Raw genomic sequence first — 26,286 nt, 5'->3', positions numbered from 1 at the left:
TAGTGATACGTAACCTTGGAGCAAGCTTTAAATCTGTGGCACTAGCGCAGTCCGTCTTCGCCCTTCACATCGGTGGCCGCTAGACCGCCCAATCGTGCATGTATCCGGCCGCCAGTAGCCATCGCTAAACCAAAGGCGATTTCGCCACGACGAGGGCCATCCCATACGGTCATTTCAGCCACGCCGAAGTGGCTACGAACATAAGCAGCTTGGATATGGCCCAGAGGGATCATCACCCGGCAACCTGGGCCACCGATGGTCTTCGCCGCCGGCACGATTGCCTTCGGGTTACCGAGGGCTTCGCGCATGGCCCAGCCACCAGCTTCATGCCAGACAGCTCCGTGTTCCAACTCGCCGTCTTCTCCGACGATGGCACCCTTGCCATAGGCTTGTACCTGATTTGCACCACCGAGTGCATGGATCAGTTGTTCGGACAGCTCTGCTCCTAAAGCTCGTAGTTCCTGCATAAACGGCAACAGGTCTTCGACGTATCGGCCTGCATAAGGATTGGTAACCACGGCAGTGGCCACAGCAATCCTGAGCGGAACGGACGAGCGGGGCCCGCCTTCGTGGAATACTTCTTCGACGTCCAGTTTGACCTTACGAACTATCACAAGCGACATACCTAACCTCCAGAACCGAGAGCCTCAAGTGGCTCGCTATTTTTTTGAACCGGCCTTTTGCATTATGCATTTAATGATGTATGGTGCAAGAAGTTAGTTTTTGTGCACAAAAAAACAGGAGATGATCATGAAGCTGATTTCGTATCGAAAAGAGGGGAAGGCCCATTTCGGAGCAGTGTCTGGCGATGGGGTGGTCGAGCTGACTCGTCGCTTTGCACAGGTTCCGGATCTCGCTTCTTTGCTGGCGGAGCCGACGATGATGCAGGAGGCCCGGCAGATGGTGGACGCAGCTGAGCCCGATTACCCCTTTTCAAGTGTCGAGTTGGAAGCCGTCATACCGAATCCCGGTAAGGTCATTTGCGTCGGCATTAACTATGTCGCTCACGCGGAAGAGGCCGGTAGAAAGGTTGGAGAGTTCCCGGTCATTTTTCAGCGTTTTGCCGAAACCTTGCTTCCCCATGGAGAGCCATTGGTAAGGCCTCAGGTATCAGAGCAATTTGATTTCGAAGCAGAGTTGGCCGTTGTGATCGGAAAAGGCGGCGCGCACATCGATCCGAAGGATGCGATGGATCATGTTGCGGGTTACACCTGCTTCAACGATGCCAGTGTGCGCGATTGGCAATTCCATACGCACCAGTACGGTATGGGCAAGACCTTCAGGAAAACCGGTGCGCTAGGCCCATGGCTGGTTCCGGCTTCAGAAATTCCCGATTACCGTAAGCTGGTAGTGCGGGGAGTACTCAATGGCGAGCAGTTGCAGGAAGGCAGCCTTTCGGAGCTGGCTTTTGACATTCCCCATTTGATTTCTTATGTATCGAAGGCACTTCCCTGGAACCCGGGAGACATTCTGGCAACCGGTACGCCAAGCGGGATTGGCTTCAAGAGGAAGCCTCCAATTTTCCTGAAACCCGGTGATGTTTTTGAAGTGATCATCACGGAGATCGGGACGCTATCGAACGGCGTTATTGACGAAGCCTAAGCGTTGTCCTCTACACAATCATAAAAACCGGAGGTTCCATATGCCCGCATTACCCACTATCAATTTCACCCACACCGGCGTGTTTTGCGCAGACCTTGATCGTATGGTCGATTTTTACTGCCGTACCCTGGGCTTCATCGTCAGTGACAAAGGTGTCGCTTCTACAGGGCATCGGTTGTTTTTTATGACGCAGAACCCCGAATTGCATCACCAGGTTGTGCTCTTCGACGGTAAGCCTGTCGACCTACCATTCAACCCGATCAACCAGCTTTCGTTTCTGCTGAACTCTCTGGATGACCTGAAGGCCTATTATCAATTCGCCAAAAAGAGCGGCATCGAAGGGATTGCTCAGGTGGATCACGGCAACGCCTGGTCGATGTACTTCAAAGACCCTGAAGGCAACCCCGTCGAAATGTATGTCGATGCGCCGTTCTACACCGCACAGCCTTGCAAGGAACCACTAGATCTCGAGTTGCCGACTGAAGTCATCCTGGCCCAGACCGAAGCCATGTGTAAGCGTCGTCCCGGTTTCCAGACACGAGAGCAATGGATGGACTCCATTCGGGCGAGGATCGAAGAGCAACGGGTTCGAATCGGTTAGTCGTGTAGGGAAGGGCCATTGGGCCGTTCTGAATGTTGGATGCCGAGGTCTGGTGGGTGAGCGTGCGAAAGTCGGTTCATCGGCCAGACGTCGCGATAGATAAAAACAAAAAGCGGAGTAGACGATGGACTACGATGTCATCATTGTTGGAATGGGGCCGGTCGGTGCTCTGTGCGCGAATCTCGCCGGCATGTGGGGGCTGAAGGCTCTCGTCGTGGACAAGTCCGAAACGGTGTACACCAATCCAAGGGCTATGGGCTTTGACCACGAGGTGATGCGTGTCTTCGGCAACATTGGCTTGGCCGATGACATTGCCGAACATGTCATGCCTTATCGTCCCTCTGAGTACCGTACTACCGGTTCTCAGCTGATCAAACGCATTGATGCCGCCAAACCTCCATTTCCGTTGGGCTGGGCACCAAACTACGTGTTCTCGCAGCCACCTGTAGAGCGTGCGCTGCGTAAAAAAATTTCGGGCTTCAAGTCTGTAACGGTAGAACTCGGCTCAGAGGTTTTATCGGTTGACTCCAAAGATGTACAAGCTGATGTTCGCATCCAAGCTAAGGATGGAACTGAGCGCACTGTGACTGCGGAATATGTCTTGGCATGTGACGGGGGTACCAGCCCGATCCGAACCCGTCTAGGGTTAAAAATGGAGGATCTCGCATTCGATGAGCCGTGGCTCGTCGTCGACGTAATCCTGAATGAAGGGGCGGGTGAGCACCTGCCAAAGACGAACGTGCAGTTTTGCGAGCTGGCCAGACCTTGCACCTTTGTCGTAGGCCCGGGTCAACATCGGCGTTGGGAGTTCATGATCAATCCTGACGAACAACCGACGGAAATTTCCCAGCCCGAAGTGATCAAGAAGTTGATCTCCCGCTGGTTGCCTGAGGGCGACTATCAGCTATGGCGAGCCTCTGCTTACCGATTCCATGCACTGATTTTGGAACAGTGGAAGTCCGATCGAGTGTTCTTTCTAGGGGATGCCGCACACATGACGCCTCCATTCCTGGCTCAAGGCATGTGTCAGGGAATCCGCGATGCGCTGAACCTGGTCTGGAAGCTCGCGCTGGTAAAAGGAGGTCTGGCAGCACCGGCATTCCTGAATACCTACCAAACTGAACGGATTCCTCACGTCCGCCAAACCACCCTGGCAGCCAAAGAATTTGGTGTAGTGATCTGTGAGCGTGATAACGAGAGAGCAGCGATCCGGGATACGCGATTAATCCAGCAGATGACGGAAAATCCGGGAGGTACGATCAGACAATCGCTGATTCCTGGGCTGTCGCGAGGCTTTGTCTCGCAAGTCGCTCCTGCCGGTGAGCTGTTTCCTCAGCCAATGGTCATCAACCATACGGGTAAAAAAGCTCTGCTGGATGAATTTACCGGGCAATCCTTTCGAGTGGTGGTTGCGCCTGGATTCGACGCTAGCGCGTTACTGAGATGTCTGCGCAGTAGCCAATCCCTTAAAGGTCTGCCCATTCAGGTCGTGCGATTGGTCAGCCCTCAGCAGACTGCTGCTCGCACTGTTGATGATTATGAAGAGGTCGACGGCGTACTGACGCAATGGCTTGAGAGTCGAGGCTGCAATGTGGTCATCGTGCGGCCGGATCACTACGTGTACGGCGGGGCAGTCACTGTCGCCTGGGCGATGGAACTGCTAGAGGGAATGGAGCTTGCCTTGTGGTGCAAGGAACCTGAACAGGCTAGGCAGAGTAGCGGCGGAGCGTGCGACACGACAAACAGGTTTGCGCAGGTGTAAACCTACAAGGGGCTGTAGAGCCTTCGCATTGCACTGTCCACGAAAGCAGTTGCGATGCGAAGGTTTTTTTGAGTTTGAATTGGACGCGGAGGACATCGAGTGTCGCCCCGAATGGGGGGCGACAGGCTATCGATTTAGTTATTGGAGCGTGGCTTGTTGGCGTTCGATAGCTTCGACAGTTCGGCCCAAAGTGCCTTGGATGTGATTGCGCAAGAGCGTCACCGCTTTGTCTGAATCGCGTGCAAGCGCAGCATCCATTAACTCTTGATGCTCATTTCCCTTGTGCCTTGGAGTCTGCCGCTGCTTGGCTGAGAAGCGTCTGTAGCGCTCTGCTCTGTCGAACAGGGAGTCAACCATCTTCAACATCAACGGTGACGGGCAGGCCGCGAACAGCGCAAAGTGGAAAGCCTTATGCCGGATAGACCACTCATCATCGAGTACGAGCACGCCGCTACCAAGTTTTTTCTCAATCAGATTCAGGCGGTGAAATGCACCCAGCACATCGGCTTCCCAGGCATCGTCGCCATACTGGATGGCATCGCTTAGCGCTTCGCATTCGAGCAGGCAGCGCAATCGAGTAATGTCGCGAAAGTCTGTCGTGGAAATTGGAGCGACCCTAAACCCCTTGTTATCGCTGGCTTCGACGACACCGTCCTGAGTCAGTCGATTGAGGGCTTCACGAATGGGGGAGCTACTGAGTCCATACGTTTTGGACAGTTCGGCCACTTTGAGCTTTTCGCCCGGGGCCAGCTCGCAACAAACAATCGCTTTTTTCATCTTCGTCAACGCGACATCGATCAGCGGACTGCCGGGGGAGGTGATCATGGTCGGAGTCATCCTGGAATTTGCACTAAATCGATTTTATGCGCAAAACATTCTTTAGTGCAAAGGATGAATGCCTGAATTGCGCATAAATTTTCCCGAGCCGCAAGCAAAGAATCGTTGGCCACTCTGTCAACAGCTCTAATTCACCTGCGCCTCTATTGCTCCCGCCTGCACCCCTCCCAGATCCACCTCTCCTGGTGGATTTCAGAATTTTCCGTCCTTTGAACCATCCCCCCAGCCGGTTGGCTTCGGATGCCTTTTTCCTGTCTCGCCTTATCCATGTAGCAAAAAAATGCGTTGGAGAATCTCCTTGACTTTAAATTTGCCCAGGATTACGTTTTGTGCACAAAGTGATTTGTAGTGCAGTATATATTCTTTTATGCATGAATGGCTCGTGCATAGGCTGACCACAAACCAAAGGTTCGAGAGGGGCGTGATGAAAACGAAGCGGGTACTCGAGTTGGCTGACGCCGAATTGATGCTTGTGGCCTCCATGGAAAAAGCCACCCGGGAAAACTGGAAGGTTTCCATGGCTGTGGTTGATGAGGCGGGCTGCCTCATGACGTTTAGAAAGCTTGATGGCGCATCCGTCTCGTCTGTCCAAACGGCCATTGAAAAGGCCCGCAGCGCCGCTGTCACGCGCCGACCGACGAAGTTTTTTGAGGACATGGTCGCCGAAGGCAGATCTGGCGCTTCGATGATCCATGGGGTCTTCCCCATCGAAGGGGGGCTTCCAATCGTTGTCGAGGGCGAGGTCGTAGGAGGGTTCGCTGTCAGCAGGTTGAAGTCTCAGCTGGACATCATCCTTGTGGAGACGGGCTTACAAGCACTGGCAGCTCATCAGGAACGGTAAGTGGTTAAGGAAGAAGCCGAGAGCACCACGCAGTACGCAGATGTATTCGCAGCTGATGCTGCGAGTTGAAGACCTTTTACAAAAACAAAAAAATCAGGAACATCTTCATGAAAACAGCTAACCAGCGGCTCTGCCCGTTGCCGGTTTCAAGCATCGCCTGTGCAGTCAGCGCAATGGCGCTGTTGAGTCTTTCTACTCAATCGCAAGCCTTCCAAATCGATACTGGTAACCCCGATCTTTCGGCGACTTGGGACAATACGATCAAGTACAGCAATGCATGGCGTGTGAACAAGCTGGATCACAAGGTTGCGGCCGGCCCAGGCACTTCCAACAGTAATCCAAATCTGGATGACGGCGACCGAAACTTCGATCGTGGGCTCATATCCAATCGCCTAGATCTCCTGTCCGAGTTCGACATCAAGTACAAGGATGTCGGTGCCCGTCTCAGCGCGGCCTCCTGGTACGACAATGTTTACAGTCATGACAACGATAACGATTCGCCGGCTACGGCGAACTCGGTGAGCGTCGATCACGATCAGTTCACCAGCGACACGCGTCGGATCCACGAAACGAACACTGAAATCCTCGATGCCTTCATCTATGGCTCGAAGGAAATTGGCAGCACTTCGTTGTCTGGCAGATTGGGGCAGTTCACCCAAATTTACGGTGAAAGCCTTTTCTTCGGTGCAAACGGAATTGCAAATGCGCAATCCACCGTTGACTTAGTGAAGCTGCAGTCAGTACCCAGCTCCCAGTTCAAAGAGATTCTGATGCCGACGAAGCAGGTCTCGGGTAACTGGCAGCTGAGCGATACGGTTAGTGTCGGTGCCTATTACCAGTTCGAGTGGAACAAAACTCGTCTTCCCGCAGCGGGGAGCTACTTCAGTGGCGCGGACTTTGTCGGTGAAGGAGGCGAACGTGTATTTTTCCCTACTGGTGCGCTACTTCACGGCAAGGACATTGATGCCAAGAACTCAGGCCAGTTTGGCGCTCAGCTGAAATTCGCTATCGAAGACTGGGAGTTCGGTCTATACGCGGCTAAGTATCACGAAAAAACTCCGGTGTTTTACTTCCGACCAGCAGCACTGGTGCCTGGAGCAGATGACACTTTCGTCAACGTTTATCCCGAGGATATCAAAGTCTTTGGCGCAAGTTTCAGTACCTTGGTCGGCGAAGCGAACATTGCTGTTGAGACTTCGATTCGGGTCGATACACCGTTGGCAGGTGTTGGCGGCACCATCATTACCGGCCTGGATTCCGACAACGATTCCAATCCGGCTTACCCCATTGGTCGCTCGTGGCATGCCCAGGTGTCGATGGTCAATGTATATGGCGGATCGGCACTTTGGGATGGTGCCTCATTCGTAGGCGAGCTTGCATTCAACCGTCGGTTGAGCGTGACCAAAAATGCCGATCAGCTGGATCCCAACACCACACGTGATGCCTTCGCACTGCGGTTCACCTTTGAACCTCAGTACTTCCAGGTCTTTCCTGGCATCGACGTTCAGGCCCCAATCACCATTGGTTACAACCCCTCCGGGCGATCTTCAGTCACACCTCAGGCATTTGGCCCCGAGCACGGTGGGGATCTGACATTAGGTCTCAAGGCTGATTACAAGAAGCAATGGTACGCATCCCTGAGTTACACCAATTTCTTTGGCGAGGCGGGGCCTGTCATCAACTCCTCCAACTCATTCACCTACCAGCAAAACATGAAAGACAGAGATTTCGTGGCGTTTTCGATCCAGCGAACTTTTTAAGCAAAGAAGAGGCGGGCCCTGATAATGACAAAAATTAAACTGCTGCTTTCCACCCTGTCTATCTCACTCTGTGCCAGCACCGCCTTCGCAGCGGTGACTCCCGACGAGGCAGCAAAGCTCAAGACTACACTGACTCCCATGGGCGCCGAAAAAGCCGGCAATGCCGACGGCTCCATTCCTGCTTGGACAGGCGGATTGACCAAAGATGTCGCTGGGACAAAGCTTGGCGATATGCCGGCTGATCCATTCCCTGGCGAGAAGCCTGTATTGCAGATCACCGCTAAAAACGTTGCGCAGTACGCGGACAAATTGAGCGAAGGTACAAAAGCACTGTTGTCCAAATATCCCGACACCTTCCATTTGGATATTTACCCAACCCACCGTACTGCTGCAGCACCGGATAGCGTGTATCAAAATACCTTCGCCAATGCGACCCGTTGCAAGACGACCAGCAACGGTTTGTCAGTGGAAGGTTGTTACGGCGGTATTCCGTTTCCTATTCCAAAAACTGGTAATGAGGTCATCTGGAATTTCCTTCTGCGCGTGGAGGCGGAATCAATTCAGATGGGATACGCCAACGTTATTGGTAATGCTGACGGAACCCGGACTCTAGCAAGCCGCGGAATCGAGAACTGGCAATACCCGTATTACTTCAAAGACGGAAGTGCTGATAAATGGTCAGGGCAGTATGCGCTGCTGCGCTTTTTGACCAACGAGCCACCGTTTAAAGCTGGTGAGTCGCTTGTGACGCACGACAGTATCAATGTCCAGGAGCCACGAGAGGCTTGGCAATACCTAGTCGGCCAACGCCGTGTGCGACGGGCTCCCACTGTCGGCTATGACACCCCCGATTTTGTAGCCTCGGGCGCTAACTACTTTGATGAGGTGCATGGCTTCATTGGCCATCCAGATCGCTATGACTGGAAGCTCGTTGGCAAAAAAGAAATGTACATCCCTTACAACGACAACAAGTTCAACGCAGAAAAACGAGATGACGCCTTCGTGGCCAATCACCTCAATCCAGACAAATTGCGCTGGGAGCTCCATCGCGTCTGGGAGTTGGAGGCCACGGTTGCACCAGGCAAACGCCATGCAGTACCTAAGCGCAAGTTCTTCATTGATGAAGACAGCTGGACGGTATCGCTAGTAGACGGATATGACGCTGAGGGCAAGCTGTGGCGTGTCTCACAAGTGCTGCCATTTGTTGTGCCTTCCATCCCGGCGGTAGTGGTGAAACCTGTGGTGATTTACAACCTGCAAGCCAAGACGTACAGCGTCGTGCAGGGCCTGAACGGCGAAACCTATAGCGTTATCCCGCGCAAACCAGAGAACTTTTTTACCGGTAATGCGGTAGCGTCCGGATCGGTGCGCTGAATCTCGAAACGACTCATTCAATTTGTTCCATGGACGCAGTGTCAGTAGCACTGCGCCCAGTGAACCGCATCCTCGAGGTTCTCAAATGCGCATTCAAATACCCAGGCTTCTACATAAATATCCGCTCAGGGCACTCATGCTGAGCATGTTGATCATGCCGGCATGCTTCTCCTGCACAGCTGTTGCACAACCAGATGGATTGCAGGTGCAGCCTGCAATTACGAGTGCCATGGCTGCGCAGTCAGTAATGCTCAGCGTTGCGCGTGCAGGGCAACGCCTGGTGGCAGTCGGAGAGCGAGGGTTCATTATTGTCTCAGATGACAATGGCAATTCTTGGCAGCAAGTCAGTTCGCCCGTGAGCATGACGCTGGTCAAAGTTAGATTCATCAATGACAGCGAAGGTTGGGTTGTTGGGCATGCAGGGATCGTATTGCACACCCAAGATGGTGGGTTGAGTTGGAAGAAGCAGTTTGATGGTGTCCAAGCCGCGGGTATCGAACTGCAGGAAGCGAAGCGCGCCGTTGAGAGTTCCGAAAAAACAGAAATGGCACAGGAGGGGCTCGCTCAAGCACAACAACTCGTTGACGAGGGCCCAGACAAACCTTTTCTCGATCTGCTCTTCCTGGACGCCAAAAATGGGCTAGTGGTGGGCGCTTACGGTCTCGCGTTTGTCACGCATGATGGCGGACTCAGCTGGCAATCCATCCGTTCCCGTATCAACAACCCATCCGGACTGCATCTCTACAGCATTGAGCGGGTGGGGGCTGACCTCTTCATCGCCGGAGAGCAGGGCACTCTGTTGCGGTCAAGCGACGAGGGGCAAACCTTCGAGTCGCTGACTTCCCCCTATGAGGGCACGACCTTCGGGCTTCAGGCGACCAACAGCGGATCGATTCTGGCGTTCGGGCTTCGCGGCAAAGCGTTTGAGTCCAAGGATCGCGGCGATACCTGGCAGCCCCTCGACACTTTGCAGCCCGTCTCCTTGACCAGTGGGTTGCGTCTTGCCGATGGATCGGTGCTGCTCACCGATGAGTCGGGAAGAGTGTTGCGCTACGCGGATGGCGATACCAAAGCGGCAGTCCTTCAGATTGCTCAACCCAGTTATTTCACAGGCATGGCACAAGCCGCGAACGGCAACCTGATCATCAGTAGTGCACGCGGCATGCTGTCGTCCGCAGTTGCCGTGGACTTGCCGGAGCACGATCAATGAACAGCTTTACGCGTACTGCCGAGCATCACACCGTTCCTCAAACGGACACATTCGATCCTTCTTCCGGCACGCTGGTTGAACGGCTGTTGTTCAATCATCGCAGCATCATTTTGGGCATTTGCGTGTTGCTCAGTCTAATACTGGGCTACCAGGCACTGAGCCTGAAGCTTAATGCCGCCTTCGAAAAAATGATCCCGACAGATCACCCTTATGTGCAGAACTACCTGAAAAACCGAGGCCAGTTGGGGGAGGGTGGAAACACCTTGAGGATTGCGGTCGAGGCCAAACAGGGCAGTATTTTTGATGCTGCCTACCTCGAGACGGTCAAGAAAATCAATGATGAGGTGTTTCTACTCCCCGGCGTCGACCGCTCATACATGAAGTCCCTGTGGACTCCGGCAACCCGTTGGATCGGCGTGACGGAGGAGGGTTTCGATGGTGGGCCAGTCATACCTGACGATTACGATGGTTCTGCCAAGAGTCTTGATCAGGTTCGGCAGAACGTTGATCGGTCGGGTGAAGTAGGTCGGCTCGTAGCCTCCAATTTCAACTCCAGCATTGTACTGTTGCCTCTTCAGGACATCACCTCGGACGACGGCAAACCTCTGGACTACAACGCGCTTTCCGGCCAGCTCGAACAGATCCGGGCCAAGTACGAAACCGACAACATCAAAATCCACATCACTGGCTTTGCCAAAGTGGTGGGTGATCTGATTGACGGCATGCGCCAGATGCAACTGTTCTTCGCCGCGACATTGGTGATTTGCGGAATCGTGTTGTTCTGGTACACCCGTTGCGTGCGTAGCACATTGTTGGTGTTGCTGTGCTCGATTGTCGCGGTTATCTGGTTGCTGGGATTACTGCCCACTCTGGGCTTTGATCTCGATCCTTACTCGATCCTCGTCCCGTTCCTGGTGTTTGCAATCGGGTTGAGTCATGGCGCCCAGAAAATGAACGGCATCATGCAGGACATCGGGCGTGGAGCCGACAAGCTCGTGGCGGCACGCTTCACCTTTCGCCGGTTGTTTCTGACCGGGCTGATGGCGCTGGTGGCGGACGCCGTAGGTTTTGCTGTGCTGATGATCATCAAGATTCCGGTCATCCAGGATCTGGCTATCGCCGCGACGATCGGCGTGCTGACGTTGATTTTCACCAACCTGATTCTGTTGCCGATTCTGTTGTCGTACACCGGGGTCAGCAAAGCGGCGGCGCAACGTGAAGCGGCGAACGACAAGTTCTCGCAGTTGGACGCTCACCACACCCGCCATCCATTTTGGGCATTTCTGGATAGATTCACTGAGCGTAAATGGGCAAGCGGAGCAATCATTGTCGCCGTGATTTTAGGCGTGGCAGGCTTTGCGGTGAGCCTTCATGTGAAGATCGGTGATCTGAATCCCGGGGCACCGGAATTGCGTCCTGAATCGCGTTACAACAGCGATAACCGCTTCATGGTCAGTAACTTTTCCGCCAGTAGCGACAAGTATGTTGTGATGGTGAAAACGCCCCAATACTACTGCGCCAATTACCAGACCCTGGTGTCAGTCGACGCGCTGGAAGCGCAGCTTCAGCAGTTGCCGGGCGTGGTGTCCACGACGTCTTTAGCGGCGCTGAGTAAGCAGGCGGCGGCCGGCATGAATGAAGGCAGCATGACCTGGTACGAGATACCCCGTAACCAGGGATTATTGAATGCAATCATCACCCGGGCGCCGCGAGAGCTGTTCAACCAGAATTGCGATCTGCTGACCGTGTATGTCTATCTGAAGGATCACAAGGCGGACACGCTCACCAGCGTGGTTCAGACAGTCGAACAGTTCGCGGCGACCCATAACTCGGATCAGATCCAGTTCCTCAATGCAGCGGGCAATGCCGGCATTGAAGCGGCCACCAATATCGTGGTGAAGCGTTCCAACGTACAGATGCTGTTCATGGTGTACGCGGCCGTCATCGCGCTGTGCTTCATTACATTCAGATCTTGGCGCGCGGTCGTGTGTACGGTGCTGCCACTGATGCTGACCTCCATTTTGTGCGAAGCCTTGATGGTCGGACTTAACATCGGCGTGAAGGTCGCGACGCTGCCCGTGATCGCGTTGGGGGTGGGCATTGGTGTGGACTACGCGTTGTACATCCTCAGCGTAACACTCACTAATTTGCGAAATGGCTCAAGCCTGTCGGATGCTTACTACCTGGCCCTGCTTTCTACGGGGAAGGTGGTGGTGATGACCGGGATCACGCTGGGCATTGCCGTCCTCACCTGGGTGCTGTCACCTATCAAGTTCCAAGCTGACATGGGCATCTTGCTCGGGTTCATGTTCATCTGGAACATGGTGGGCGCGTTGGTACTGGTTCCGGCACTGGCGCACTTTCTGCTCAAGCCAAAATCTTTTCCTGTAACTGCGTAATTTCCAAGCACGAGTGCGGATTCAGTGGCGCTGAATCCGCTTTTCGTGGTGCAACTCAAACACAATGGCTTGATTAATTGAATGATCAAATATGCAGCGAATCTCACCTTGCTCTTCACCGAATGGTCTTTCGAGGATCGATTTAGCGCCGCGCGGGACGCCGGGTTTGAGGCCGTTGAGTTCAGTTTCCCACGAGACATGACGGCAACAGAAATAGCCGAAAATCTTCGTCGCACAGGCCTTCAACAGGTATTGGCAACAGTGCCATTAAGACTTGGCAGTAAGGGTCTGGCCGCTCAGTCCGGAAAAGCTGGGGACTTCCGTGAAGATTTTCACTTGGGACTTGAATATGCCGTGGAAGGAGGAAGCCCACTGCTTCACGTGCTATCCGGTGTAGTTGAGCAGAAAAATTACTCGGTTTCGAGCGGACTATTTGTCGACAACATGCGCTGGGCTATCGAGGAGGCTACCCGTCATGACGTAAAGGTTGTGATTGAAGCCATCAATCAAACTTCAGTGCCAGGGTATTTTATTCGAACACTGGCGGGAGCCGTCAGCTGGACGCAAAGGCTTGAAGGGCTAGGCCTGATTCTGGATCTTTATCATGCTGCGATGGAGCGGCTGGATCCTCTTGCTTGCCTCGACCTCCTTCTTCCTCAATCCGACCATTTACAGATTGCCGGATACCCAGGAAGGCATGAGCCTAATATCGGTAATTTGAACCTAGCTAGAGTTCTTGATTTGGTAAATTCACATTCTTATACAGGGTGGGTTGGCTGCGAATATCAGCCTGCTGATGGCACGCTCAAGGGCATGAGGTGGCTCGATCATTTTCGGTGATTGATGGATGTGGCGGAGGGAATGTAGAAGGTGAGTCAGTGCAATTGTTCGGTCTATCCTCTAGCCAGACATAATGGCACTCATAAACGGGGGACTGACCGATGCCAATTAGTGCCGCTCAAATTTCTGAAATATGAAGCTTTCGCTGAGGAGCTAGCCGATGCTGCCGCGGTAGCCATTCATCCGTACTTCCGAGCAAAGATCGATGTGGAGGATAAGGGCGGTCGTGTTTTCGATCCGGTTACCTTGGCCGATAAGACTGCTGAACGAGCTATGCGCGAACTGATTCAAGATCGGTATCCCGCACACGGAATCCTTGGTGAGGAGGAAGGCTCAATTGTAGGCAGCAGCGGCCTGACCTGGGTGCTCGATCCCATCGATGGCACTCGTGCTTTCATTACCGGCTTACCACTGTGGGGAACGCTGATTGCCCTCAATGATGGTCAGAAACCTGTGATTGGAGTGATGAATCAGCCGTTCACTGGAGAGCGCTACATTGGCACTCCAGATGGAGCCCAGCGCAATGGCACGAAACTGCAGACACGTCCGTGCCAAGATCTTTCCTCTGCGACACTGATGTGCACCACACCCGACATGTTCGACACACCTTTACGGCGAGATGCTTTTCAGTCCGTGGCGAGTCAGGCTCCGCTAGTTCGCTTTGGCGGTGATTGCTACGCGTACTGCATGCTCGCGTCAGGATTCGTGGATGTGATTATCGAAGCCAGTCTGCAGCCATACGACGTACAGGCCCTGATACCGATCATCGAAGGTGGTAGCGCTGCTCAAAATGGCGGGAGTGTCGTTGCTTGTGGAGATCCCACACAGCATACCCAATTGGTGGAGTTGCTGCGGTACGCTGTCTGATTTTGGGCGGGGTCAAGGCGTTACCCCAAAACCTTTAAGGAGTGGAAAGCTGAGTCTAGGGTGACCCAGATCTGGTTCGAGTACAAAAGACCCTTTTCAGGGCCTTTTTTTGTTGGGCGAGGATGACATGGTCGGTAGTCCGTAGACTGTGTGGTCTCCACTGAGTGAACTGAACAGAGCGACTGCCGTAACCATCATTGCCCCTATGAGAACTCAGCGATCAATTGATCATCCTGTGGATCAGCTAGCAGACTGCAGTTTGCGCTGTGGCTTACCCAGTGTTTTGTTTCTAGTCATCGAAATCTTGATCGCTGCTTGTGCAGCTTCACGTCCTTTCTCCACGAAATGCTTGCTGAAGATTTCACGGTGATGCTCCGTTTCCTGGAAGTGATGAGGAGTCAGGGATACCGACAGTACGGGTACTCGGGTATCCAGGCCCACTCGCATCAATCCATCGACAACCGCCTGCGCAACGAAGTCGTGTCGGTAAATCCCACCGTCGACAACCAAAGCTGCTGCAACAACTGCCGCGTATCGGCCGGTCAATGCCAGTTCCTGTGCCATCAGAGGCAGTTCGAAAGCCCCGGGCACGTCGAAGACGTCAACCTGTTCCGCTGAGATTGTTTCAAGGAAACCCTCAAGGGCACGATCAACTATGTCGCTGTGCCAGCCTGCTTTGACGAACGCGTAACGATTGGCGGCCATTTTTTCTACCTCATCATTTTATTGTTTGCGCCCACGGCAGGTGTATGCCGAGGATTGGTTGCATTACATTGACGCTTGAGCTTTCCCAGTCCGACGTCATCCGAGCTCATACATGGAAGGTATGAGTCGTCATGCACCGATTAGCGTCTGACGTTAGCAATCTTGATCATGCGATTTCTGCAGAGGTGCGATAGCGGCGCTGATGCCAAACGAGGCACTCTGCCGGCTCTTCTGGGGTGAGCACGATGTCGGCGATAGACCCGATCAAAATGGTATGGGAGTAGCCATCAATCGCTCGCTCTAGGCGGCAGTCGAAGGCAATGAGAGCGCTACGCAGCAAAGGGGCACCGGTCTCGCGCTGTACCCATTCCGAGCTGGCGAAACGATCTACTCCTCTTTGAGTGAAGAGGGTGGCGAATTCGGTCTGATCGGGCTTAAGTACGTTGACCCCGAAAACTCCTTGTGAGAGCAGCTCTTCGTGAGCGCTGGCGTTTTTATTGATGCATACGATCAAGGAGGGAGGTTCGGCAGAGAGGCTACACAGGGCCGACACTGTCAGTCCCATGCGTTTATCACCTTGCCCCGTTGTGACTAGGGATACAGGCCCAGGGAGAATCGACATTGCTTGCAAAAAAAGCGTCTTATCAACCGAGTCTTTAAACTGGGTAACTTGCTCTAGAACAGCCATTCTTTCACCTCTGCAGGCTTAGCTGGGCGAATGCACGTGGCCCTGCCAGTGCACCCTTAAGCCGCCATAAATCACTTTTTCAGTTGTCGGCGCCTCGAAGGCTGCGCGTCAACCCGTTCTATAAGGTGGTTCAAGCCCACAATTGAAAGTCATCTAAATCGTGAGGTGGCTGATCGGCCTGCCTCTGATCTCAGGTTCTCTCACAAACGGGTAAAGGAACTGTGCCAAGTTGAGCCAGCAGCTCGCGGCATCCGCGACAGACAGAAATTCTCGTGGTTCGAAGGTATGCTTCAGAGCCAATTTCAACTGGGCAACCTGAGAAACGCTGCCATTGATTCGATGTCTGAATTTTAAGTTGGTATGTCGCTCGTAATTTTATGGGCAGCCTGCATGTCGCCACTCACGCGCGTGCGAATCCTGCCCTACAGTGATTCAAGGTGGGACAGTTCGGCATGATTTGCATGCGGCAGACTACCCCGGGTGCTTCGCCTGACTGGCTGCTCCAGGCCAGCCTTTGACATCGTTATCCAGGCTTCGCGTGTCAGGACGCTCTCTGCATCCTTACCGGGTCAAGTAGGCGGTGAAATGACACACGATAAGAAGAAGAGGTAGGTGCGATGAAAAACGACAAATATGCCTTCATCAAGGTCGGCGAGCTGGATGAATTTGTTGAAAAAACATTCAAAGGTTTCTGTGAGGTTATCCCTCAAAAACACGTTGATTCCTTTGTGATTGCGGATCCTTTTTCAGCACCAAATTTAGCTAGAGATTTGGCGAAATCTGGCTATTACCACGCAATAATTGTCTCGGCGATGTTTTTCAACGATATTGATTTTAGGAAGGATCACATTGCAAGTGCACTGGCATCCGGGTTGATGGCGGTCAGTATGGATGTTGATGCTCTCGTTCTACCTATCGTCCTGCTGCCTCGCCACGGACAAGAGGAGGAGTGGCGGCGCGAAGAACACAGTGATTATTTTCTATCTCAAGGGCGTATCACCGCAAATTCGGCACTAAAAGATTCAAAATTAATATCCTCTCTGCCTTTTCCTAAGAATGTAGTTGGATGGCTGTGGCCTATGTAGGCCAGGCTGCATTCTTCAGTTATTATATTTCTTCCACCCGTCATTAGGTGTGATATGGGGTTTGGCGCGTTTTCTATTCGTTCAAAAATAGTTGTATTGGCCGGTATATGTTTGCTCGGCATTGTGGTTGTAGTGGTTTTTATGAATATTCATCTTTCGCAGAGCAATAACACAATTGTTGCTCAAACGAGCGAAAGGATGATGATCGATAATGCGAAGACACTGCTTCAGGCCGAGGCAGGTGAGCAAGCAGCCGCTCTATATAGCCACTTTCAGCAGAGCATTCTGTTACTCACGTCAGTTGCTGACCTAGTGACCGCTCAAAGGGAAAATTGGGTAAAACATGGTGGGGATGCAGGTGCGCAGCGTGAACTGATAAATCAAAGTCTGAAAAAACTATACCAGCGAAATGCCAAGCGTGGACTGCAGGGGGTATGGATTGTCTTTGAGCCTAATGCATTGGATGGAAGAGATGCGGGTTTTGTAGATGATGCTGGTCACAGTAGCAATGATAAAGGGCGTTTTACTCCGCAGTGGAGCCGCAACGGCAATGATGTAGTGAGCTCAACCATTGCTGAGTCGTATTTTGTTAGAGCGGATTTAAATGCCAGTGGAGTGCCATATAACTACTGGTATTTATGTCCAAAAACAACACGGCAGATTTGCATGCAACCTCCGTATCAGGACACTGCCAATGGCGTGAATATTTTGCTGACATCTGTATCTATGCCTGTTTTGGTCGATGGAGTAGTGGTTGGGGTAGTGGGTGTAGATCTGTCTCTTGCCGCTTTGCAGTCGAGGGTGGAGAAAAGTGCTTTTGATCTATTTGGTGGTAAGAGTTATGTCGTCATCACTTCAGATGATGGTGTAGTCGCGGCAAATAGCAAAGACCCGGGCGCGATCGGTAAGCCATGGTCGCAAGATTTAGGTAGTGGCTCGCATCCTATACCTGGCCTGAAGGACAATGATGGCTCAAAGGTTATAGAGAGTGGAGAAGACATTCGCGCTATACACCCGTTGAGTTTTTTCGAGGGTGCCAAACCTTGGAGCGTCATGTTGGGGGTGCCTCGGAGTGTGTTGCTGGAGGACACGCTCACGATGCAGCGTGAGCTGAGTGACGCGCAGGCGCAGGGCGTGAAGGACACTTTATTGATTGCGTTTACAGCTGCGTTGTTTGGTTTGGTAATGATTTGGTTCACAGCTTCTGGGGTTATCCGACCCATCAATGCGGTGGCACAAATGCTGCAAGATATCGCTACAGGGGATGGTGACCTCACGCGCCGACTTGGTTATGCAAATCGCGATGAATTGGGAGAGCTCGCCAGTTGGTTCAATCGCTTTTTGGACAAGCTTCAACCCACGATTGCACGGATTAAGCAAAGCATCGTCGAGACTCGCGACACGGCCGATCGTTCTTCTACTGTGGCCCGAGAAACCAGCGAAGGCATGAAGATCCAGTTTCGAGAGATTGATCAGGTAGCAACCGCTTCAAACGAAATGAGTGCTACGGCTCAGGATGTTGCAAGCAACGCCTCAAGCGCCGCGACAGCAGCTCAAGGTGCAGACGAGGCTGCTCAGGATGGGATGGAAATCATCCGTCAAACCACGAAGGACATAGACATTCTTTGTGCGGAAGTCAGCCAGGCTGTTCAACAGGTTGAGGAATTGGCTGTGAGCAGCGAGCAGATCGGCTCCGTTCTCGAAGTCATCAGAGGCATCGCAGAACAGACGAATCTACTGGCATTGAATGCAGCTATCGAAGCAGCACGAGCGGGGGAAAGCGGTCGTGGATTCGCCGTTGTTGCGGACGAGGTAAGGGCACTAGCCCGGCGTACCCAGGACTCCGTTGAAGAAATTCGGCATGTTGTTGAGCGCATTCAGAGTCATACCCGAGGCGTTGTGACGATGATGCATAACAGTCAGGCCAAAGCTCAGGACAATGCTCATAGCATCCAGCGCGCTATGGAGGCCCTCGATCGTATAGGGGAGGCCGTGTCTGTTATTACAAGCATGAACCTTCAGATTGCGAGTGCTGCGGAGGAGCAGGGAGCTGTGGCAGAAGAAGTTAATCGAAACGTTGCCAACATCAGGGGCGTCACGGAGTCCCTTACAAACCAAGCCAATCAGTCCGCGCTTATCACAGGCCAGCTTGACGTACTTACAGCTGAACAGATGAGGCTGATGGATCATTTCAGAGTGTGAGTAGCTCCAAATTATTGGGTATGTCTCGGTTCGGTGTGTAGAACGGCCTGCTCATTTTGAGTGCATCAAGGGTATTGCTAGATCGTTTTTGGGCGAGTGAGTGCAGCAAAAGCGCGCGAAAAAATGGATCCTGACTGAGATGTGGCACTTGTCTCGAAATGGCACAGTAGCCGCTTGAGGTCAGCGTTAAGGTGATCCTGCAAAACAATGGCACCAGCCAAGAATAATTTTGAGGTTAGCGATGAATCGAGTATTGGAAAAAGTCACGATTATTACCGGCGCAGCTCGTGGACAAGGCGAAGCGCATACTCGTCTGTTTGCCGCGGAAGGTTCGAAGGTTTTGATGACTGATGTCCTTGATGAGGCTGGGATGACCGTTGCTCAGGAGTTGCGCGATGCGGGTCATGATGTCCATTACCTCCACATGGATGTGACTTCGGAATCGGATTGGGTTGCAGCTGTGGCTGAGGCCGAGCGACGTTGGGGACGTGTGAATATCCTGATCAACAATGCAGGCATAGTGGGTTCCATGAAATCAGTTCACGAGGAGGAGTTGGGTGCCTGGACTAAGGTGACGGCCATCAATCAACAAGGTGTTTTCCTTGGGATCAAACACGTAGTTCCCGCGTTGCGACGTGCTGGCGGCGGAGCCATTGTGAACATTAGCTCCATCAGCGCAACGGTTGGCGGCCCTGGTTCGTTCTCCTATCAAGCCTCCAAGGGCGCGGTACGCATGATGACCAAAGCAGCCGCTATGGAGTACGCCAAGGAAAATATTCGTGTCAACGCTGTCTGCCCTGGCCAGGTGTTGACACCTATGGCTGAGGAAGAGGGTGAGGAGTCGGTCAAGGCTTTCGTAGCTGCTACGCCAATGGCGCGTGCTGCCCGTGCTGAAGAAATCAGTTACGGAGTGCTGTACCTCGCTAGTGACGAATCCAGCTACGTCACCGGAACTGAGCTTTACATTGATGGCGGTTACACCGCGCAGTAACGATTCAAATGCTGGTGCTAGCGAGTCCGTGGGCTCGCCGAAAAATAAGTACTTTTGCTTAGTGGTTCGAAGCCATCGCTTTCCCTGTGTATGGCTTCGGACGGACTGCACTCTTTGCCGATTGACGAAGCTGCAGTTGAAGAGTTATTCGTCACTGGCGCCCCGCGATATCGCCTGGCTTATCAGCCTGCGCCAGCTAATGCGTGCAACCTGCACGCAAAGCCTTGCTTCCCTTCCGGGGCGGAGGAATACATGAACCATACGAATACAAACGGGCAGCATGAAATTGCTGCGGGCTCTCTGAATAAGTCAGCGATCATTTCTCTCAGAGAGCAATTCCTTTCTGACCCGAAAAACACTGATCTCTCTGGCTTACGCCCGGTGATTGCTCGCTCTTGGCAGCGCAGTATTCTGTGTCAGGTTAGCCCAGCCCAAAAGGCGATGGAGCTTGTGGCTACGCCTCAGCTTGATGATCAGATTCTTCGAATTGCTAGCCCAATCCTCTCCGAACTTGAGCGTTTGTGTATTGATGCGCAAGGCCTGGTGACCCTTTCTGATTCCATGGGCACGCTTGCAGACTTCCGGGGTGATCCCACGATGGTGAAGCGTGCTGAAAAGTGCTTTCCCATCCAAGGGGGATGCATGTCCGAGGATCAGATCGGTACCAATTCCGAGGGCACTGCAATTGAAGAGGGCGGTGCTGTCCAGGTTTGGGGCGCCGAGCATTTCAATGACGCTTTGCAGGACATGTACTGTACTTCGGTACCAATCCGCGATCCCCTTCGTCGCTCCATCCGTGGGGTGCTGAGTCTGGCTTTTCCTGAGCGCTTAATCATTGGGATGGATCCACGTTCGATCATGCTGATTCTGCAGGGTGCTGCAGCAGAAATCACAAGTGCACTCCACGCTCGGTTGGCTGCACGTGAGCAGTCACTATTAGCGGAGTATCTTCGAGAGGTTCGTAAGCGTGGTTCTGACGCTGTAGTTGCAATGGACGGGCGCACTACGATTGCTAGTAAGGGAGCGATGCAGTTGCTCGACCAGAGTGACTATGCCGTCTTGGCAGGATATGCGCAGGAAGTCCAAAGCCTTGATCGCCCAATGGAGCGCGAGATCTGCTGTGGCCCTGATCGAACCCTTCATTTGCAGGTTCGTCCTGTATCAAATGGAGATACTGAGGCCGGCTCAGTAATCAGGTTGCGCAAGGTTGAATCACGCCCGCGTGCGGCGTTTTCTCGGTCAGTCGCTGGCAAGGATATTTTCGGGCAGTTGGTGGGTAAAAGCTCTACATTCAAACGTGCTGTCGAAGGTGCCACAACTGCAGCCAGTCGTGAGATCGCAGCGTATATCGTTGGTGAGGCAGGCACAGGGAAGCGCCTTCTGGCAGAAGCGCTCGCTGGAAGGTTGTCAGATAAAACTTCTGCCTACGAATGTTGCGCCATCAGTCTCGATAACCCCTTGGATCTGCATCAGATCGAAAACCAGCTCGCCCAAGGCCAGGCGTTAATCCTGCATGAGATCGAAACGCTGCCGGCCATCTTCAGAGATCGACTGACTACTGTGCTGTCCTCTATCGATGCACCACGAATTGTCATGACGGCAAAAAAAGTCACTGACGAAATGTTGCCTTTAATCTCCAGTATGCACGGCATCGAAATCCAAATGCCCCCGCTTCGGACTCGTCGCGAAGACATTCCGTTGTTGGTGGATCATTTCTTCAGCCAGCTTCCACAACAGCGTCGGATGTCGGCTCGTCTGCTTGAAGTCCTGGTGGGGGCGGAGTGGCCCGGTAACGTTCAACAGTTGAAAGAGATTGTTGAGGCTGCCGCCCTGAAAGCATCGGGGAGTGAAGTCAAGATAGAAGACCTCACCGAACTGCATCGTCGTGCGCTTGCAAGAAGCCGTTTGAGCCGGCTTCAGAAGGCTGAATTGGATCAGATCAGAGAAGCACTGATCGAAGCCGGAGGAAACCGTCTGCGTGCTGCTGAAATTTTGCGAATCGGTCGTTCAACGCTGTACCGAAAAATCGACTCATACACCAGCAGAGGCTTTGATATCGACGTTAAGTGCTGACTTATATGCCTCAGGAAAACGAATGACCTTAGTACGTGAAGGTTAGGGTGCGTCCTGACTGAGAAAGCATCGGGGACTGGTTAAAGCCTGGTGCTTTAATGGGGCAGATCCTCATAGCCTTTAAGCTGCATGAGGTCTGCTCGATTCCGTGATGCTTGCACTCTGGCAAACTAAACTCCCTCCGGGCACAGACAAATTTGTAGCTCTAAGCATGGCCTAGTCAAAGTGCCGCAACTCCAGCAGCCGCAATCTGAGCGTCCTGTTCTGGTTTGACACCCGATACGCCAATGGCTGCTATTACCTTTCCCTCTACTACCAATGGTAAGCCGCCTTCCAATGAAGTGAGCAGGGGAGCGGTGATTAGTGCTGTCCGTCCAGAATTGATCATCTCTTCGTAATTTTTGGTATCTCTCCTGCCAAGCGCTGCGGTGCGAGCTTTTTCCGTTGCGATATAGGCGGAAATTGGCGCGCAGTCATCGAGGCGCTCCAATGCAAGTAAATGCCCGCCGTCGTCGACCACCGCCACAGTTACCGGCCATTTGTTTTTCTGTGCTTCCGCGCGAGCGGCCGTAACCATACGGTTGACCTCAGCGCTTTCCAGAACGGCTTTGCGTTGCATGAATTTCTCCTAGGCGAGTGCTTCTTCCACCAACTCGATCCAATGGCGCACTGGCGTACGTCCGGCACCGTCGAGGTGAGTCTGGCATCCAATGTTGGCGGTCACGATGACCTCTGGATTACCGCTTTCCAGGGCATTGAGCTTGTTGTCACGCAACTGGCGGGATAGCTCAGGCTGTGTGAGCGAATAGGTGCCGGCCGAACCGCAACAGAGATGACTGTCAGGCACTGCGGTGAGACTAAACCCGAAACGGCCAAGGATTCCTTCGACGGCGCCGCTGAGCTTTTGGGCGTGCTGCAGAGTGCAAGGACAGTGGAAGGCTAAGCGACGATCTGCCTCAATGCCGAGCTGTTCGATGGGTTCGGCGCTGAGGACTTCGGCCAGATCTTTGCTGAGGGAGGTCACCCGCTGCGCTTTTTCGGCATAGGCTGGATCGTCCTTGAGCAGGTGCCCGTAATCTTTCACGAAGGCTCCGCAGCCACTAGCTGTTTGAATGAGTGCTTCCGCGCCTTGTTCAATGGCTGGCCACCATGCATCGATGTTACGTCGTGCACGATCAAGACCCTTATCTTGAGCGTTCAGATGGTAGTCGACTGCACCGCAGCACCCTGCTTCGCGAGCGGGGACTACGGATATCCCGAGCCTGTCCAGTACGCGCGCAGCTGCAGCATTCGTATTCGGGGATAGCGATGGTTGTACGCAGCCTTCGAGCGTCAGCACTTTGCGACCATGGCGAACGGAAGGCCGAGCTTTCGCTGGATGAGCTTGACGAGGCAACTTGGCTTGGAGCGCTCCTGGGAGCAAAGGTCGGAATAACTGACCTGCCATGGTCAATGCTTTGAATACAGCTGGGCGCGGGACAACGGCGCGCAAGCTCTCTCGCAGCAAACGCTCTCCAAATCCACGAGGTATTTGCTCCTCGACCACAGCTCTCCCGATGTCGAGAAGATTGTGATACTGCACACCCGATGGACAGGTTGTTTCGCAGTTGCGGCAGGTCAGGCAACGGTCAAGATGTAGTTGTGTTTTAGCGGTGACTTCTTGCCCTTCTAGTACTTGCTTGATTAGGTAGATACGGCCTCTGGGCCCATCTAACTCGTCACCCATAATCTGATAGGTTGGACAGGTTGCATTACAGAATCCGCAATGCACGCATGACCGCAAAATACGCTCGGCTTCCTCTGCGCGAGGGAGGCGTTTTGCTTGTTCGCTCAAATTCGTTTGCATGGCGTACTCAGACCTCCGCGTACATGCGGCCAGGGTTGAAGATGAGCTGTGGGTCAAGCTGCAGTTTCAGCCTTTGGTGGTATCGCAGCAGTGGCTCAGGCAGTGGCTGAAAAGGGGACTCATGAGTACCGAAGCGAGTGGAATGGCCACCCAACGCTGTTACAGCCAGGCGAACAACTTCAGCCGGCTCGTCAGTGAGCAACCAACGTTGCGCTCCACCCCAGTCCAACAGTTGCTTACCTGGCAGGTTTAAGACAGCTGAGTTATTCGGAACAGAGATGCGCCAGAGTGGTTCTGAGGTGTCGAAGAATGGAAGTTGCCGTTCACGCAGCTTCGACCAGTAACTACCATCCAGCGCTTCGCCACCTAGGCGGTCACACGCTGATTTCACCGATCCTTCACCTCCCTCTAAACGCAGGTGGAGAAATTTACCGTCGTGGGAGGCTGCGCTGATGGGGATCGGTTGTTGGCCCCACGCGGCAAGTTTTGCGAGGGCTTGATGTGTGTCCAACTCCAGCTTCACGCTGGCACACTGTCGGGGCTTTGGAAGTACCTTGAGGGAAATCTCTGTCAGCAGACCCAAGCATCCAAAACTGCCCGCCATCAGGCGCGAGAGATCGTAGCCCGCAACATTCTTCATTACCTCGCCACCGAAGCGCAGAAGCTTGCCATGGCCCGTGATGATACGTGTGCCCAGCACATAATCACGGACAGAGCCTGCCCACGGACGACGGGGCCCTGAAAACCCACTAGCGACCATCCCGCCTAATGTTGCTGATTGCCCTAGGTGCGGAGGTTCGAAAGGCAGCATTTGGTTTTCTGCTTCGAGCACCGCCTCGATTTCTGTGAGAGGAGTGCCGGCTCGTGCAGTGAGCACCAGCTCGGTAGGATCGTAGGAGATGATGCCGCGGTGACTACGCGTGTCGAGTATCTCACCTACCACTTTGCGACCAATATTGGCTTTGGTGTTGCCACCCTGGATGCGCAACGGAACACGTTTGTTAAGCGCATAACTAACCTGCTCCATCATCGAAGTGGAGTCGTCATGATCTTGTCGCATTAGAATCGCTCCAGTTCTGGGAAGGGCAGGTTTCCGCGGTGAATGTGCATCGATCCGAATTCGGCGCATCGATTAAGCGTAGGAATGTTCTTGCCCGGATTGAGCAGACCGTTGGGGTCGAAGGCTTTTTTGATAGCGTGGAAAAGCGTGATCTCGTCACTGTTGAACTGGGCACACATCTGGTTAATCTTTTCGCGACCGACCCCGTGTTCACCTGTAATGCTTCCGCCCACATCAACGCAAAGTTCAAGGATCTTGGCACCGAGTGCTTCGGCTCGGTTGAGCTCACCAGGTTGATTGGCATCAAAAAGGATCAATGGATGCATGTTTCCGTCTCCAGCATGGAAGACGTTAGCAACGCGCAGCCCGAACTCATTCGAGAGTTCATCGATCCCTTTGAGAACTTTGGGCAGTTCCCGCCTTGGAATGGTGCCGTCCATGCAGTAATAGTCTGGAGAGATTCGGCCTACCGCCGGAAAGGCATTTTTGCGGCCAGCCCAGAATCGAGCCCGTTCGGCCTCATCACGCGCCAAGCGAACACTGGTTGCACCGGCCAGTTTCAGTACCTGTTCAACGCGCTCACAATCTTCATGTACATCAGCCTCAACCCCATCTAACTCGCAAAGCAACATGGCTGCTGCGTCGATAGGGTATCCCGCATGAATGAAGTCTTCTGTTGCCCGGATTGATAGGTTGTCCATCATCTCCAGGCCTCCCGGAATAATGCCTGCTGCGATGATGTCTCCGACCGCACGGCCGGCCATTTCCACCGAATCGAAGCTAGCCAGCATCACCCGCGCTACTTGTGGCTTTGGCAGCAGTTTGACGGTGACTTCGGTGACAACCCCAAGCATTCCCTCGGAGCCCGTGAAAAGAGCCAGAAGATCAAAGCCAGGGCAATCCAGTGCATCACTCCCGAGCGTCATGAACTCGCCATCGGCAGTGAGAATATCCACCCGAAGCAAATTGTGGACGGTGAGTCCGTACTTCAAGCAATGCACTCCACCGGCATTTTCTGCAACGTTGCCACCGATTGAGCAGGCAATTTGGGAGGAGGGGTCGGGCGCGTAATAAAGGCCGTGAGGTGCAGCTGCTTGGGAAATCGCGAGATTGCGAACACCTGGTTGTACTCGTGCATACCGACTGTCTGGATTCACCTCAATGATCCGATTGAAGCGAGCCATGACTAGCAGGACGCCCTGCTCCAGGGGAAGTGCACCTCCGGAAAGACCTGTCCCAGCCCCGCGAGCCACCACCGGTACGTTATTGGAGTGGCACAGCTTGAGGATCGTTTGAACTTGATCGATTTGATCTGGAAGCACTACAAGCAGAGGAACAACACGATAAGCAGACAGACCATCACATTCATAAGGTCTTAGATCTTCTAGGGTATGAAGGATTTCGAGACTGGGCATGGCATCGCTAAGCTGAGCGAGCAGCTTTGCTTTGTCTGGCCGCGGCAGTGCGCCATCGACGCGCTCGTCATAGAGAATGTTCATGAAGCTCACTTGTCAGTTTTTATTTTTGTTGGAGCCGGTTCCCG

21 protein-coding genes and 1 pseudogene are annotated in these 26,286 nt (G+C 53.3%); 14 read left to right on the top strand and 8 right to left on the bottom strand.

Annotation, left to right across the window (positions count from 1 at the left end):
- Window positions 1-41: 41 nt before the first annotated feature.
- The gene (locus tag KGA81_RS07610) at window positions 42-623 is read right to left on the bottom strand and encodes an amino acid synthesis family protein (RefSeq protein WP_223545251.1); all 582 of its coding nucleotides are present in this window, start codon (window positions 621-623) and stop codon (window positions 42-44) included.
- A 127-nt stretch (window positions 624-750) separates the two neighbouring features.
- On the opposite strand from KGA81_RS07610, the gene KGA81_RS07605 reads away from it, so the two are divergent.
- From KGA81_RS07605 to KGA81_RS07595, 3 genes are all read left to right on the top strand, one after another.
- Window positions 751-1,602, top strand: a complete 852-nt coding sequence (locus KGA81_RS07605; protein ID WP_223545250.1) for a fumarylacetoacetate hydrolase family protein — start codon at window positions 751-753, stop codon at window positions 1,600-1,602.
- Between the two features lie 40 nt (window positions 1,603-1,642).
- The gene (locus KGA81_RS07600) at window positions 1,643-2,203 is read left to right on the top strand and encodes a VOC family protein (RefSeq protein WP_223545249.1); all 561 of its coding nucleotides are present in this window, start codon (window positions 1,643-1,645) and stop codon (window positions 2,201-2,203) included.
- A 124-nt stretch (window positions 2,204-2,327) separates the two neighbouring features.
- The gene (locus KGA81_RS07595) at window positions 2,328-3,965 is read left to right on the top strand and encodes a bifunctional 3-(3-hydroxy-phenyl)propionate/3-hydroxycinnamic acid hydroxylase (protein WP_223545248.1); all 1,638 of its coding nucleotides are present in this window, start codon (window positions 2,328-2,330) and stop codon (window positions 3,963-3,965) included.
- Window positions 3,966-4,103: 138 nt separating this feature from the next.
- On the opposite strand, the gene KGA81_RS07590 is transcribed toward KGA81_RS07595, so the two are convergent.
- Window positions 4,104-4,790, bottom strand: coding sequence for a GntR family transcriptional regulator (locus tag KGA81_RS07590; protein WP_116264904.1), 687 nt, complete (start codon window positions 4,788-4,790; stop codon window positions 4,104-4,106).
- A 436-nt stretch (window positions 4,791-5,226) separates the two neighbouring features.
- Here KGA81_RS07590 and KGA81_RS07585 point away from each other — a divergent pair, with 436 nt between their 5' ends.
- The 7 genes and pseudogenes from KGA81_RS07585 to hisN all read left to right on the top strand — a co-directional run bounded on the left by KGA81_RS07585 (window position 5,227) and on the right by hisN (window position 14,093).
- Window positions 5,227-5,643: a GlcG/HbpS family heme-binding protein gene (locus KGA81_RS07585; RefSeq protein WP_223545247.1), complete on the top strand. Its 417-nt coding sequence runs from the start codon at window positions 5,227-5,229 to the stop codon at window positions 5,641-5,643.
- 107 nt (window positions 5,644-5,750) lie between these two features.
- Complete coding sequence (locus KGA81_RS07580) at window positions 5,751-7,403, top strand: DUF1302 domain-containing protein (protein WP_223545246.1); 1,653 nt, start codon at window positions 5,751-5,753, stop codon at window positions 7,401-7,403.
- A gap of 24 nt (window positions 7,404-7,427) precedes the next feature.
- Window positions 7,428-8,777: a DUF1329 domain-containing protein gene (locus KGA81_RS07575; protein ID WP_223545245.1), complete on the top strand. Its 1,350-nt coding sequence runs from the start codon at window positions 7,428-7,430 to the stop codon at window positions 8,775-8,777.
- An 85-nt stretch (window positions 8,778-8,862) separates the two neighbouring features.
- The gene (locus KGA81_RS07570) at window positions 8,863-9,987 is read left to right on the top strand and encodes a WD40/YVTN/BNR-like repeat-containing protein (protein WP_223545244.1); all 1,125 of its coding nucleotides are present in this window, start codon (window positions 8,863-8,865) and stop codon (window positions 9,985-9,987) included.
- On the top strand, window positions 9,984-12,386 hold the full coding sequence (locus KGA81_RS07565) for an efflux RND transporter permease subunit (protein WP_223545243.1): 2,403 nt from the start codon (window positions 9,984-9,986) through the stop codon (window positions 12,384-12,386). The genes KGA81_RS07570 and KGA81_RS07565 overlap by 4 nt, the downstream gene beginning before the upstream one ends.
- Window positions 12,387-12,467: 81 nt before the next feature.
- Complete coding sequence (locus KGA81_RS07560) at window positions 12,468-13,226, top strand: hydroxypyruvate isomerase family protein (protein ID WP_223545242.1); 759 nt, start codon at window positions 12,468-12,470, stop codon at window positions 13,224-13,226.
- A gap of 101 nt (window positions 13,227-13,327) precedes the next feature.
- Window positions 13,328-14,093: pseudogene (gene hisN, locus KGA81_RS07555) on the top strand (histidinol-phosphatase).
- Window positions 14,094-14,333: 240 nt separating this feature from the next.
- Here hisN and KGA81_RS07550 read toward each other — a convergent pair.
- Entirely contained in the window at window positions 14,334-14,798 is a 465-nt protein-coding gene (locus tag KGA81_RS07550; RefSeq protein WP_223507633.1) for a 6,7-dimethyl-8-ribityllumazine synthase, read from the bottom strand.
- A 166-nt stretch (window positions 14,799-14,964) separates the two neighbouring features.
- On the bottom strand, window positions 14,965-15,486 hold the full coding sequence (locus KGA81_RS07545; RefSeq protein ID WP_223507634.1) for a flavin reductase family protein: 522 nt from the start codon (window positions 15,484-15,486) through the stop codon (window positions 14,965-14,967).
- Window positions 15,487-16,103: 617 nt separating this feature from the next.
- Here KGA81_RS07545 and KGA81_RS07540 point away from each other — a divergent pair.
- The 4 genes from KGA81_RS07540 (at window position 16,104) to KGA81_RS07525 (ending at window position 21,837) form a co-directional block, all read left to right on the top strand.
- The gene (locus KGA81_RS07540) at window positions 16,104-16,571 is read left to right on the top strand and encodes a 6,7-dimethyl-8-ribityllumazine synthase (RefSeq protein ID WP_223545240.1); all 468 of its coding nucleotides are present in this window, start codon (window positions 16,104-16,106) and stop codon (window positions 16,569-16,571) included.
- 54 nt (window positions 16,572-16,625) lie between these two features.
- Window positions 16,626-18,773: a methyl-accepting chemotaxis protein gene (locus tag KGA81_RS07535; RefSeq protein ID WP_223545239.1), complete on the top strand. Its 2,148-nt coding sequence runs from the start codon at window positions 16,626-16,628 to the stop codon at window positions 18,771-18,773.
- A gap of 241 nt (window positions 18,774-19,014) precedes the next feature.
- Window positions 19,015-19,764: a glucose 1-dehydrogenase gene (locus tag KGA81_RS07530; protein WP_223507637.1), complete on the top strand. Its 750-nt coding sequence runs from the start codon at window positions 19,015-19,017 to the stop codon at window positions 19,762-19,764.
- A gap of 252 nt (window positions 19,765-20,016) precedes the next feature.
- Window positions 20,017-21,837 (top strand): sigma-54-dependent Fis family transcriptional regulator, encoded by a 1,821-nt coding sequence (locus KGA81_RS07525; protein WP_223545238.1) that lies wholly within the window; start codon window positions 20,017-20,019, stop codon window positions 21,835-21,837.
- 220 nt (window positions 21,838-22,057) lie between these two features.
- On the opposite strand, the gene KGA81_RS07520 is transcribed toward KGA81_RS07525, so the two are convergent.
- The 4 genes from KGA81_RS07520 to glcD are packed head-to-tail and all read right to left on the bottom strand — an operon-like array spanning window position 22,058 to window position 26,242.
- The gene (locus KGA81_RS07520; RefSeq protein ID WP_223507639.1) at window positions 22,058-22,456 is read right to left on the bottom strand and encodes a heme-binding protein; all 399 of its coding nucleotides are present in this window, start codon (window positions 22,454-22,456) and stop codon (window positions 22,058-22,060) included.
- Between the two features lie 9 nt (window positions 22,457-22,465).
- Window positions 22,466-23,683, bottom strand: coding sequence for a glycolate oxidase subunit GlcF (gene glcF / locus KGA81_RS07515; RefSeq protein ID WP_223545237.1), 1,218 nt, complete (start codon window positions 23,681-23,683; stop codon window positions 22,466-22,468).
- A gap of 7 nt (window positions 23,684-23,690) precedes the next feature.
- Window positions 23,691-24,743 (bottom strand): glycolate oxidase subunit GlcE, encoded by a 1,053-nt coding sequence (gene glcE / locus KGA81_RS07510; protein ID WP_223545236.1) that lies wholly within the window; start codon window positions 24,741-24,743, stop codon window positions 23,691-23,693.
- Window positions 24,743-26,242, bottom strand: a complete 1,500-nt coding sequence (gene glcD, locus KGA81_RS07505) for a glycolate oxidase subunit GlcD (protein ID WP_223507642.1) — start codon at window positions 26,240-26,242, stop codon at window positions 24,743-24,745. Before glcD ends, glcE begins: the two co-directional genes overlap by 1 nt.
- Window positions 26,243-26,286 lie beyond the last annotated feature (44 nt).

This window comes from Pseudomonas sp. A-B-19, from assembly GCF_019947515.1.
GTDB lineage: Bacteria > Pseudomonadota > Gammaproteobacteria > Pseudomonadales > Pseudomonadaceae > Aquipseudomonas.
The sequence above is the reverse complement of the archived record's forward strand: the minus strand, read 5'-3'. Positions and strand labels throughout refer to the sequence as shown.